Annotated in this window: 9 protein-coding genes; all 9 read left to right on the top strand. The window is 69.8% G+C overall.

Annotated elements, in window-relative coordinates:
* Window positions 1–2,556: an NADH-quinone oxidoreductase subunit G gene (locus B4N89_RS11760; RefSeq protein WP_078975805.1), complete on the top strand. Its 2,556-nt coding sequence runs from the start codon at window positions 1–3 to the stop codon at window positions 2,554–2,556.
* An 11-nt stretch (window positions 2,557–2,567) separates the two neighbouring features.
* The gene (gene nuoH, locus B4N89_RS11755) at window positions 2,568–3,899 is read left to right on the top strand and encodes an NADH-quinone oxidoreductase subunit NuoH (RefSeq protein WP_078979294.1); all 1,332 of its coding nucleotides are present in this window, start codon (window positions 2,568–2,570) and stop codon (window positions 3,897–3,899) included.
* 4 nt (window positions 3,900–3,903) lie between these two features.
* A complete protein-coding gene (nuoI, locus tag B4N89_RS11750; protein WP_101897063.1) occupies window positions 3,904–4,488 on the top strand; it encodes an NADH-quinone oxidoreductase subunit NuoI in 585 nt (194 codons plus the stop codon).
* An 8-nt stretch (window positions 4,489–4,496) separates the two neighbouring features.
* Window positions 4,497–5,477: an NADH-quinone oxidoreductase subunit J gene (locus tag B4N89_RS11745; RefSeq protein ID WP_414646416.1), complete on the top strand. Its 981-nt coding sequence runs from the start codon at window positions 4,497–4,499 to the stop codon at window positions 5,475–5,477.
* Complete coding sequence (gene nuoK / locus B4N89_RS11740) at window positions 5,474–5,773, top strand: NADH-quinone oxidoreductase subunit NuoK (RefSeq protein WP_020549317.1); 300 nt, start codon at window positions 5,474–5,476, stop codon at window positions 5,771–5,773. Before B4N89_RS11745 ends, nuoK begins: the two co-directional genes overlap by 4 nt.
* 106 nt (window positions 5,774–5,879) lie before the next feature.
* Window positions 5,880–7,778, top strand: coding sequence for an NADH-quinone oxidoreductase subunit L (gene nuoL / locus B4N89_RS11735; RefSeq protein ID WP_414646415.1), 1,899 nt, complete (start codon window positions 5,880–5,882; stop codon window positions 7,776–7,778).
* Window positions 7,779–7,842: 64 nt separating this feature from the next.
* Window positions 7,843–9,480, top strand: a complete 1,638-nt coding sequence (locus B4N89_RS11730; RefSeq protein ID WP_078975802.1) for an NADH-quinone oxidoreductase subunit M — start codon at window positions 7,843–7,845, stop codon at window positions 9,478–9,480.
* Between the two features lie 2 nt (window positions 9,481–9,482).
* Complete coding sequence (gene nuoN, locus B4N89_RS11725) at window positions 9,483–11,069, top strand: NADH-quinone oxidoreductase subunit NuoN (protein WP_078975801.1); 1,587 nt, start codon at window positions 9,483–9,485, stop codon at window positions 11,067–11,069.
* Between the two features lie 43 nt (window positions 11,070–11,112).
* Window positions 11,113–12,123 carry a polyprenyl synthetase family protein gene (locus B4N89_RS11720; protein ID WP_078975800.1) on the top strand — a complete coding sequence of 337 codons (1,011 nt, stop codon included), beginning with the start codon at window positions 11,113–11,115 and terminating at the stop codon, window positions 12,121–12,123.
* The last annotated feature ends 27 nt before the right edge of the window (window positions 12,124–12,150 follow it).

The following is a 12,150-nucleotide window of genomic DNA, read 5'->3' as shown; positions in this document are numbered from 1 at the left end:
ATGACAGTCACGACCAACACCCCCGCGGGTGGTCCGCCGGCCCCCAAGCCGGAGGACCTCGTCACCATCTCGGTGGACGGGATCGACGTCTCGGTGCCCAAGGGCACCCTGGTGATCCGGGCCGCCGAGCTGATCGGCATCCAGATCCCCAGGTTCTGCGACCACCCGCTGCTCGACCCGGTCGGCGCCTGCCGGCAGTGCCTGGTCGACGTCGAGGGACAGCGCAAACCGCTCGCCTCCTGCACCACCACCGTCACCGACGGCATGGTCGTGCGCACCCAGCTCACCTCACCGGTCGCGAAGAAGTCGCAGGACGGGGTGATGGAGCTGCTGCTGATCAACCACCCCCTGGACTGCCCCGTCTGCGACAAGGGCGGCGAATGCCCGCTCCAGAACCAGGCGATGGGCGCCGGCCGGGCGACCTCCCGCTTCACCGAGGTCAAGCGCACCTTCCCCAAGCCGCTGCGGATCTCCTCCGAGGTACTGCTCGACCGCGAGCGCTGCGTGCTCTGTGCCCGCTGCACCCGCTTCTCCGAGCAGGTCGCGGGCGACCCGTTCATCGCGCTGATCGAACGCGGCGCGCTCCAGCAGGTCGGCATCTACGAGAAGCAGCCCTTCGAGTCCTACTTCTCCGGCAACACCATCCAGATCTGCCCGGTCGGCGCCCTCACCTCGGCCGCGTACCGCTTCCGCGCCCGGCCGTTCGACCTGGTGTCCTCCCCGACCACGTGCGAGCACTGCGCGTCCGGGTGCTCGCTGCGCGCCGACCACCGCCGGGGCAAGGTGCTGCGCCGGCTCGCGGGCGACGAGCCCGAGGTCAACGAGGAATGGAACTGCGACAAGGGCCGCTTCGCGTTCCGCTACGCCACCCGTCAGGACCGGCTCACCTCCCCACTGATCCGAGACGAGGAGAGCGGCGAACTGGTTCCCGCGTCCTGGTCCGAGGCACTGGGCGTGGCCGCGCGCGGGCTCGCCGCCGCACGCGGCAGCGCCGGGGTCCTGGTCGGCGGCCGGGCCACGCTCGAAGACGCGTACGCCTACGGCAAGTTCGCCCGGGTCGCGCTGGACAGCAACGACATCGACTTCCGTGCCCGCGAACACTCCGCGGAGGAGGCCGAGTTCCTGGCCCAGCGGGTGGCCGGCACCGGGCTCGGGGTCACCTACGCCGACCTGGAGAAGGCCCCCGGCGTGCTCCTGGTCGGCTTCGAGCCCGAGGACGAGTCGCCGATCGTCTTCCTGCGGCTGCGCAAGGCCTCCCGCAAGGGCCTGAAGGTGTACGGCGTCGCGCCGTTCGCCTCCTCCGGGCTGACCCGGATGGGCGGCACCCTGCTGCGGGCCGCACCCGGCACCGAGACCGAATGGCTCTCCGCCCTCGCCGACCCGGAGGTCACCGGCGAACTCGCTCGCGGCGCGGCCGAGGTGTTGCGCAAGCCGGGCGCGGTGGTGCTGCTCGGCGAACGCCTCGCCGGCGTGCCGGGCGCCCTCGCCGCGGCGAGCGCGCTGGCCGCACGCACCGGCGCCCGACTCGCCTGGGTGCCCCGGCGCGCGGGCGAGCGCGGCGCGGCGGACGCGGGCGCGCTGTACAACCTGCTGCCGGGCGGCCGGCCGGTCGACCACCCCGAGGCCCGCGCCGAGGTGGCCGCCGCCTGGGGGGTCGCCGCGCTGCCCGCCGGCTACGGCCTGGACACCACCGCGATCCTGACCGCCGTCCGCGAACAGCGCCTGGCCGCGCTCGTGGTCGGCGGCGTCGAGGTGGACGACCTGCCCGACCCGGCCGCCGCGCTGGTCGCCCTGGACGCGGCCCGCTTCGTGGTCAGCCTCGAACTGCGGCACAGCGCGGTCACCGAACGCGCCGACGTGGTCTTCCCCGTCGCCGCCGCCGCCGAGAAGCCCGGCACCTTCGTCGACTGGGAGGGCCGGGAGCGCCCGTTCGCCACGGTGTTGAAGAAGGACCAGCTCACCGGCGACCTGGCCGCGGTCATGTCCGACCTGCGGGTGCTGGACGCGATCGCCGAGGCGATGGCCGAACAGCGCGAGGGCACCCCGATCGAGCTGCCCTCGCTCACCGCCGCCCGGCGCGAGCTGCGCCGACTCGGCCGGTGGACCGGCGACCGCGGACCGGCCCCCGAGGGCCGCGCCCGCGAACTCCCGCGCCCCGGCGCGGGCGAGGCCGTACTCGCCTCCTGGCGCCTGCTCCTGGACGAGGGGCGCGGCCAGGACGGCGAACCCCATCTGGCGGGCACCCGGCGTGCGCCGGTGGTCCGGCTCTGCGCGTCCACGGCCGCCGAGATCGGCGCCGAGGACGGCGGCGGCGTCACCGTGACCTCGTTGCACGGGGAGGTCACGTTGCCGCTGCGCATCACCGACATGACCGAGCGCGTGGTGTTCCTGCCCGCGAACTCGCCCGGCTCGCCGGTGCGTCGCGCACTGCGGGTCGCCCCCGGCGAGGTGGTCCGCATCCGCCCGGCGGTGCTCGACTTCGCGCACGCGGAGGGCCCGCCCGACAACACCGGCCTCAACGGTCGGACCGCACACGTTCATGAGGAGGAGCGGTGACGGACAGCGGCATGCAGCTCGCCGCGGTCGGGTTCGGTACCGACGTCTGGTGGCTGATCCTGCTCAAGGCGGTGCTCATCTTCGCGTTCTGCGTCGTCATGACGCTGTTCGCGATCTGGTGGGAACGCAAGGTCGTGGCCTGGATGCAGATGCGCATCGGGCCCAAGTACACCGGCCCGCAGGGCCTGCTCCAGTCCCTCGCGGACGGCGTGAAGCTCGCGCTCAAGGAGGACATCACCGTCAAGGGCGCCGACAAGGCCGTCTACATCATCGCGCCGATCGTGGCGATGGTCCCGGCGTTCATGGCGTTCGCGGTGATCCCCTTCGGCCCCGAGGTCTCCATCTTCGGGCACCGCACGCACCTGCAGCTGACCGACCTGCCGGTCGCGGTCCTCTACATCCTCGCGGTCGCGTCCGTGGGCATCTACGGCATCGTGCTCGCGGGCTGGTCCTCCGGCTCGACCTACCCGCTGCTCGGCGGGCTGCGCAGCTCGGCCCAGATGATCTCGTACGAGATCGCGATGGGACTGTCCTTCGCGGCGGTGTTCCTCTACTCCGGCTCGATGTCCACCTCGGAGATCGTCGCCGCGCAGCAGGACACCTGGTACGCGGTCCTGCTGCCGGTCTCGTTCATCATCTACGTGGTCGCGATGATCGGCGAGACCAACCGGGCGCCGTTCGACCTGCCCGAGGCCGAGGGCGAGTTGGTCGGCGGCTTCCACACCGAATACTCGTCGCTGAAGTTCGCGCTGTTCTTCCTCGCCGAGTACGTGAACATGGTCGTGGTCAGCTCGCTGGCGACCACCCTGTTCCTCGGCGGCTACCTGGCCCCCTGGCCGATCACCGCGGTGTGGGACGGCGCCAACTCCGGCTGGTGGCCGTTCCTGTGGTACTTCCTCAAGGTCCAGGCGTTCATCTTCGTCTTCATCTGGCTGCGCGGCACGCTTCCCCGGTTCCGCTACGACCAGTTCATGAAGATCGGCTGGAAGGTGCTGATCCCGCTCTCGCTGGTGTGGCTGATGCTGGTCGCCACCGTGCGCGCGCTCAAGAACGAGGGCTACGAGCAGTCCCGGATCGTGTTGTGGGTGGCGGGCGGCGTGGTCGCCCTGCTCCTGCTGTCGATCCTGTGGGACGCGGTCACCCCGAACAAGGACGCGGACGAGGAGGCCGCCGCCAAGGCGGCCGGTCCCGAAACGTTCGACCCGATGGCGGGCGGGTTCCCCGTACCGCCCATGCCGGGCCAGCAACTCCCGCCGGTGCCGCGCCGCAACGTGCGCAGACCGGAGCCGGTCGGCGCGCCGGCGGCGGAGCTCCCGGCCGACCGCACTGAAGGAGAGGCATAGACCCGTGCCCAAGTTCCTCGGACCGGTCGCGGGGTTCGGTGTCACCTTCGCGACGATGTTCAAGAAGGCGAACACCGAGTACTACCCGTACGAGAAGAAGGTCACCGCACCGCGATTCCACGGCCGGCACCAGCTCAACCGGTACGCCGACGGCCTGGAGAAGTGCATCGGCTGCGAACTGTGCGCGTGGGCGTGTCCCGCCGACGCGATCTTCGTGGAGGGTGCCGACAACACCGACGAGGAACGTTTCTCGCCCGGTGAGCGGTACGGCCGCAACTACCAGATCAACTACCTGCGCTGCATCTTCTGCGGTCTGTGCATCGAGGCGTGCCCGACCCGGGCGCTCACCATGACCAACGAGTTCGAGCTCGCCGACACCAGCCGGGCGAGCCTGATCTTCACCAAGGAACAGCTGCTCGCGCCGCTGTACGAGGGCATGGTTCCCGCGCCGCACGAGATGTACCCGGGCACCACCGACACCGACTACTACCTGGGCAAGGTCACCGGCGCCGCACCCGGCACGGTGACCCAGGGACGGTCCGGTGAGCCGGCCGAGGCGGGCGCGCAGGGGACGGAGGCGGGCCGATGAGCCCCGGAATGGACTTCGCGGCCGAGGTCACCAAGACCTCCACCGGCGAGGCGCTGCAGTTCTGGGTGCTCGCGGCCGTCGCGCTGATCGGCGCCCTGGCGACCGTCTTCATGAAGAAGGCGGTGCACAGCGCGCTCGCGCTGGTCACCACGATGATGTGCCTGGCGATCTTCTACCTGGCCCAGGGCGCGGTGTTCCTGGGCATCGTGCAGATCGTGGTGTACACCGGCGCGATCATGATGTTGTTCCTGTTCGTGCTGATGCTGGTCGGCGTCTCCTCGGTGGACTCGCTCAAGGAGACCCTCAAGGGTCAGCGGATCGCCGCCGCCGGGCTCGGCCTGGGCTTCGGCATCCTGCTTACGTCGGCCATCGCCAACGCCTCGATCACCCACTTCACCGCGCTGGCGACCAAGTCGGCCGGCAGCCGCCCGGTGTATCCGGCGGAGACCGACGAGGAGGCGCTGCGCGCGGTCTCCCAGGGCAACGTGCAGGGCCTGGCGCACCAGATCTTCACCAAGTACATCTGGGCCTTCGAGATGACCAGCGCGCTGCTGATCACCGCGGCGGTCGGCGCGATGGTGCTCGCGCACCGCGAGCGCCTGGTGCCGCGCAAGACCCAGCGCGAGTTGTCCGAGGAGCGGGTGCGGGACAACAAGCAGGTCGCCCCGCTGCCCACGCCCGGGGTGTACGCCCGGCACAACGCGGTGGACGTACCCGCGCTGCTCCCCGACGGCAGCATCTCGGAGTTGTCGGTCAACGGCACGCTGCGGGCGCGCGGTCAGATCCGCGACGTCAGCGCCGAGGCCGTGCACAGCGTGGCCGCGTTGGAGAGCGCGGGTGCCGACGATGACGACGAGGCGTGGCCGGACGAGTCGGACGCGCCCGCGTCCGCGCCGGTGCCCACCGCCCGCCACGAGCACGAGGACCCCGACCCGGGCTCGGGCGACGAGGTCGGCGCCGGCGCCGGTTCGAAGGAGGGGCGCTCGTGAACCCGGTGAACTACCTGTACCTGTCCGCGCTGTTGTTCACCATCGGCGCGGCCGGGGTGCTGCTCCGGCGCAACGCGATCGTCGTGTTCATGTGCGTCGAACTGATGCTGAACGCCTGCAATCTCGCGTTCGTGACGTTCGGCCGCATGCACGACAACCTCGACGGCCAGATCATCGCGTTCTTCACGATGGTCGTCGCCGCGTGCGAGGTCGTGGTCGGACTGTCCATCATCATCGCCATCTTCCGCAGCCGCCGTTCGGCCTCGGTCGACGACGCCAGCCTCATGAAGTGGTAGGTCGGAACCGGTGATCGAAACCTCCTCCCTGGCCTCCGGCGCCCTGCTCGCCAACGAGGGCGGCGGCGGGCTGCACTCCACGGCCGCCTCCGGTGCCTTCTCGGCGCTGTGGCTGGTCGTCGGACTGCCGTTGCTCGGCGCGGTGTTGCTGCTGGTCGGCGGCAAGCGGACCAACCCCTTCGGACACATCCTCGCCACCGCGCTCGCCCTCGGGTCGTTCGTGGTCGGTGTGCTGATGTTCGTGACCATGCTCGACAAGTCCGGCACCGGTCGCTCGGTGGACCAGCACCTGTGGACCTGGGCGCCGGTCAACGAGTTCCAGGCCGACATCGGCCTGCACCTGGACCAGTTGTCCATGGTGTTCGTGCTGCTGATCACCGGTGTGGGCTCGCTGATCCACATCTACTCGATCGGCTACATGGCGCACGACGAGAACCGTCGGCGCTTCTTCGCCTACCTGAACCTGTTCGTCGCGGCGATGCTGCTGCTGGTGCTGGCGAACAACTACCTCCTGCTGTACGTCGGTTGGGAGGGCGTCGGGCTCGCCTCCTACCTGCTGATCGGGTTCTGGCAGCACAAGCCGAGCGCCGCGACCGCCGCCAAGAAGGCGTTCATCATGAACCGCGTCGGCGACTTCGGTCTGGCCGTGGCGATCTTCCTGATGTTCACCACGTTCGGCACCTTCTCCTTCGCGGACGTGCTCGGCGGCAGCGCGAGTGCGAGCGACGGCACGATGACCGCGATCGGCCTGATGCTGCTCCTTGCCGCCTGCGGCAAGTCGGCGCAATTCCCGCTCCAGGCCTGGCTCGGCGACGCGATGGAGGGTCCGACCCCGGTCTCCGCGCTGATCCACGCGGCGACCATGGTCACCGCCGGCGTGTACCTGATCACCCGCTCGGCGGAGATCTTCAACGCCTCGCCCGACGCCCAACTCGCGGTCACCATCGTGGGCGCGATCACCGTGCTGTTCGGGGCGATCGTGGGTTGCGCGAAGGACGACATCAAGAAGGCGCTGGCCGCCTCCACGATGAGCCAGATCGGCTACATGATCCTGGCCGCCGGCCTGGGTCCGATCGGCTACGCGTTCGCGATCATGCACCTGGTCACGCACGGCTTCTTCAAGGCCGGGCTGTTCCTCGGCGCGGGCTCGGTCATGCACGGCATGAACGACGAGGTGGACATGCGCCGCTACGGCGGCCTGCGCAAGTACATGCCGATCACCTTCGTCACCTTCGGCCTCGGCTATCTGGCGATCATCGGATTCCCGCTGCTGTCCGGGTTCTTCTCCAAGGACAAGATCATCGAGGCGGCGTTCGCCAAGGGCGGCACCTCCGGCTGGATCCTGGGCGCGGTCACCCTGCTGGCGGCCGGACTCACCGCGTACTACATGACGCGCGTGATGCTGATGACGTTCTTCGGCAAGGAACGCTGGAAGGAGGCGCCCGCGGGCGCCCCGGCCGACTGGCACGAGCCGCACCCGCACGAGTCGCCGGTCTCGATGACCGGTCCGATGATCCTGCTCGCCTTCGGATCGGTGTTCGCCGGCGGCCTGTTCGCGCTGAACGACTCGTTCGTGAAGTGGCTGACCCCCGTCACCGGCTTCTCGCACGGCGACCTGCCGATGAGCGAGTGGGCGGTGACCGGCATGGCGATCGCGATGGTCGCGCTGGGCACGGCGGTCGCCTACCTCCAGTACGCCCGCCGCGAGGTGCCCTCGGTGGCGCCGGCGGCGAGCCCGGTCACCGCGGCGGCCCGCCGCGACCTGTACCAGGACGCGATCAACGAGGGCCTGGTCATGCGGCCCGGGCAGTATCTGACCCGCCTGCTCGTGTGGTTCGACAACAAGGGCGTGGACGGATTCGTCGGCGGCCTCGCGGCCTTCGTCGGCGGCACCTCGGCGCGGGTGCGCCGGGTACAGACCGGATTCGTCCGCACGTACGCGCTGTCCATGTTCGGCGGCACGCTGCTGGTCGTGGCCTGCACGCTGATGGCTCGGATGGCGTGATGACGACGATGCCGACCCGAATTCGGATCGCCCACACGGTAGGCGTCCAGGCGGAGGGACTTCGATGAACGGCCACTTTCCCTGGCTGACGACGCTCGCGGCGCTGCCGTTCGTCGGCGGCCTGTGCGTCGCCGCCGTACCGGCCGGCAAACGCAGGCTCGCCAAGAACGTGGCGCTGCTGTTCAGCCTGCTCACGCTGGCCGTCGCCGTGGTGGTGGCGACCAGGTTCGACAACGACGGCGGACGTTTCCAGATCACCGAGAGCTACAGCTGGATCTCCTCGTTCGGGGTGCGCTGGTCGCTGGGCGTGGACGGGATCGGCCTGGTGCTGATCCTGCTCACCGCGGTGCTGATGCCGCTGCTGATCCTGGCCTCGTGGCACGACGCGGACGAGGCGCCGGTGGGCGCCGACGGCACGGCGGGCACGGGCCGGCCCGCGCCGCGCGGCACGCACGCGTTCTTCGCGCTGATGCTGCTGGTCGAGGCGATGGTCGTGGTGTCCTTCGCGGCCACCGACGTGTTCATGTTCTACGTCTTCTTCGAAGCCATGCTGATCCCGATGTACTTCCTGATCGGCGGCTTCGGCGGCGCGCAACGCTCCTACGCGGCGGTCAAGTTCCTGCTGTACAACCTGCTCGGCGGCCTGGTCATGCTGGCCGCGGTGGTGGGCCTGTACGTGGCCACCGCCAACCAGGGCATCGGCGTCGACGGGCACGGCACCTTCGACTTCGTGAAGATCTCGCAGGCGGTCGCCACCGGTCAGCTCGACATCGACCCGACCGCGGAGAAGGCGCTGTTCCTGGGCTTCATGTTCGCGTTCGCGATCAAGGCCCCGCTGTGGCCGTTCCACACCTGGCTGCCGGACACCATGACCGAGGCCACCCCCGGTGTCGCGGTCCTGGTGACCGCGATGGTGGACAAGGTCGGCACGTTCGCGATGCTCCGGTTCTGCCTGGAGATCTTCCCGGACGCGTCGAAGTACTTCGCCCCGGCGGTGATCACCCTCGCGGTGATCGGGATCATCTACGGCGCGCTGCTCGCGGTCGGCCAGACCGACATCAAGCGACTGATCGCGTACACGTCCATCTCGCACTTCGGCTTCATCATCCTGGGCATCTTCGTGATGACCAGTCAGGGTCAGTCGGGCGCGACGCTGTACATGGTCAACCACGGCTTCTCCACCGCGGCCCTGCTGCTGATCGCGGGCTTCCTGATCTCGCGCCGCGGCAGCAAGACGATCGCCGACTTCGGCGGCGTGCAAAAGGTCGCCCCCATCCTCGCGGGCACGTTCCTGGTGGCCGGACTCGCGACCCTGTCGATGCCGGGACTCGCCCCGTTCGTCAGCGAGTTCCTGGTGCTGGTGGGCGCGTTCACGAAGTACAAGGTGGCCGCGATCTTCGCCACCACGGGCATCGTGCTCGCCGCCCTGTACGTGCTCGTCCTGTACCAACGCACGATGACCGGTCCGATCCGGCCCGGGAACGAGAAGCTTCGCGACCTGGTGCCGCGCGAACTGGCGGTCGTGGTACCGCTGATCGCGTTCCTGCTCGTGCTCGGCGTCTACCCGAAGCCGGTGCTCGACGCGGTGAATCCGGCCGTGGACCACACGCTCAGCCGGGTGGAGCAGAAGGACCCGGCGCCCACCAAGCCCATCGAACAGGCCGCGGGCACCGAGGCGCACACCACTGGAGGCTCCAAGTGAGCATGAGCACCGCCGCAACGGCAACGCTCGCCGTGACGAAGGTGGACGCGCCCACCATCGAGTACGGCAAGCTCTCGCCGGTCCTGATCATCGCGGGCGTGGCCGTGGTCGGCGTGCTGATCGAGGCGTTCCTGCCCCGACCGGCCCGCTACCGCGCCCAGCTCACCGTGGCCCTGGTCGGCATGATCGCCGCGTTCGGCGCGATCGTGTGGCTGGCCCGGGACCTGCCGGACGACCACCGGGGCAGCATCACCGCGATGGGCGCGATCGCCGTCGACGGCCCCTCGCTGTTCCTCCAGGGCACGCTGCTGCTGATCGGCATCGCCTCGGTGCTGCTGATCGGCGAGCGCAAGCTGGAACCGGCCGGCGGCGACGCGTTCGCCCCGCAGGCCGCGGCCGCGCCCGGCTCGCAGCAGGAGAAGGACGCCGCGGCGGCCGGGTGGACGCAGACCGAGGTCTACCCGCTGGCCATGTTCTCGCTGGTGGGCATGCTGCTCTTTCCGGCGGCGAACGACCTGCTGATGATGTTCGTCGCGCTGGAGATCCTGTCCCTGCCGCTCTACCTGCTGTGCGGGCTGGCCCGGCGCAACCGGCTGCTCTCCCAGGAGGCCGCGCTCAAGTACTTCCTGCTCGGCGCGTTCTCCTCGGCGTTCTTCCTGTTCGGCGTGGCCATGCTCTACGGCTACTCGGGCAGCGTCTCGCTGGACAAGATCGGGGTGGCCTCGGCCGGCGCGATGGACAACGACGCGCTGTTGCTGATCGGGCTCGCGATGGTGGCGGTCGGCCTGCTGTTCAAGGTCGGCGCGGTGCCGTTCCACTCCTGGACGCCGGATGTGTACCAGGGCGCGCCGACCCCGATCACCGGGTTCATGGCGGCGGCCACCAAGGTGGCGGCGTTCGGCGCGATGATGCGCTTCTTCTACGTCGCGCTGCCCGGCATGCGCTGGGACTGGCGGCCGGTGATGATCGGCGTCGCGATCGCGACCATGGTCGCGGGCGCGGTCATCGCGATCACCCAGACCGACGTGAAGCGACTGCTGGCCTACTCGTCGATCGCCCACGCGGGTTTCATCCTGACCGGAATGATCGCGATGAACGACGCGGGCGTGTCGTCCACGATGTTCTACCTTGTGGCCTACGGATTCGTCACTCTGGGTGCGTTCGCGGTGGTCACCCTGGTACGGGACGCGCGCGGCGAGGCGACGCACCTGTCCCACTGGGCGGGCCTGGGCAGGCGTTCCCCGCTGGTCGCAGGAGTGTTCGCACTGTTCCTGCTCGCCTTTGCCGGCATCCCGCTGACCAGCGGTTTCGCCGGAAAGTTCGCGGTCTTCCAGGCGGCGGCGCGCGGCGGTGCGGGCAGCCTCGTGGTGGTCGGTGTGCTGTGCAGCGCGATCGCCGCGTTCTTCTACGTGCGGGTCATCGTGCTGATGTTCTTCTCGGAGCCCAAGGCCGACGGTCCGACGGTCGTCGTACCGAGCGTGATGACCACCGCTGCCATCGCGCTCGGGGTAGCCGTTACCGTGGTCCTTGGCATCCTCCCGCAGCCGGTACTGGACCTCGCGGACAAGGCAGCCTTGTTCGTCCATTGAGCACGACGCAGAGACTCTGCGTGATCGACAGGAGAGAACCGTCATGGCGATCGTGGGGCCCTTCGGGCTGAGCGTCACGGACGAAACTCTCGACGCCGACATCAGGGCGGGGATGGCCGCCGTGGAGCAGGAGCTCCTGGCGGCCACCAAGAGCGAGTTCCCCTACCTGACGCAGACCTCGCGACACCTCGTCGAGGCGGGCGGCAAGCGGTTCCGGCCCCTGCTGGTGCTGCTCGCCGCCCAATTCGGCGACTGGCAGGCCCCGGGCGTGGTGCCGGCGGCGGTGGTGTGCGAACTGACGCACCTGGCCACGCTGTACCACGACGACGTGATGGACGAGGCGCCGCTGCGGCGCGGGGCGCCCAGCGCGAACTCCCGGTGGGACAACTCGGTGGCGATCCTGACCGGCGACTTCCTGTTCGCCCGGGCCTCGGAGATCGTCGCCGACCTGGGCAACGAGGCGGTGCGGATCCAGGCCCGCGCGTTCGCCCGACTGGTGACCGGCCAGATCCGCGAGACGGTCGGCCCGGCGATGGGCGACGACCCGGTCGAGCACTACCTGTCGGTGATGGCGGACAAGACCGGCTCGCTGATCGCCGCCTCGGGGCAGTTCGGCGCGATGTTCGCGGGCGCCGACGAGCACGTGGTGGACATCCTGACCCGCTACGGCGAGCGGTTCGGCGTGGCCTTCCAACTGGCCGACGACGTACTCGACATCGCCAGCGAGGCGACCGAGTCGGGCAAGACCCCGGGCACCGACCTGCGCGAAGGGGTGCCGACGCTGCCGGTGTTGCACCTGCGTGCGGGGGTGGCGGGCGCGTCCCCGGCGGCGGATCGGCACCTGCTCGAACTGCTCGACGGGCCGATCACGGACGACGACGAGCACGCGGAGGCGCTGTCGCTTCTGCGCGGGCATCCGGCGCTTGCCAAGGCCCGTGAGGATACCCGGCGTTATGCCGAGGAGGCTCGGGAGGTTTTGGCTCCCCTGCCGGATTGCAGCGCCAAGCGGGCTTTGTCTTCTTTGTGCGAACTCGTGGTGGAGCGCAGCGCTTAGGGGCGTGCCGCGGGTGCGTATCGGTTG

This window comes from Embleya scabrispora, assembly GCF_002024165.1.
GTDB lineage: Bacteria > Actinomycetota > Actinomycetes > Streptomycetales > Streptomycetaceae > Embleya > Embleya scabrispora_A.
This window is presented reverse-complemented; position numbering and strand designations above follow the sequence as displayed.

Excerpts from the sequence above, each read along its gene's own strand:
- B4N89_RS11745 (WP_414646416.1), top strand. The coding sequence starts at position 4,497 with ATGGACTTCGCGGCCGAGGTCACCAAGACCTCCACCGGCGAGGCGCTG.
- B4N89_RS11730 (WP_078975802.1), top strand. The coding sequence starts at position 7,843 with ATGAACGGCCACTTTCCCTGGCTGACGACGCTCGCGGCGCTGCCGTTC.
- B4N89_RS11760 (WP_078975805.1), top strand. The coding sequence starts at position 1 with ATGACAGTCACGACCAACACCCCCGCGGGTGGTCCGCCGGCCCCCAAG.
- B4N89_RS11720 (WP_078975800.1), top strand. The coding sequence starts at position 11,113 with ATGGCGATCGTGGGGCCCTTCGGGCTGAGCGTCACGGACGAAACTCTC.
- nuoH (WP_078979294.1), top strand. The coding sequence starts at position 2,568 with ATGCAGCTCGCCGCGGTCGGGTTCGGTACCGACGTCTGGTGGCTGATC.
- nuoN (WP_078975801.1), top strand. The coding sequence starts at position 9,483 with ATGAGCACCGCCGCAACGGCAACGCTCGCCGTGACGAAGGTGGACGCG.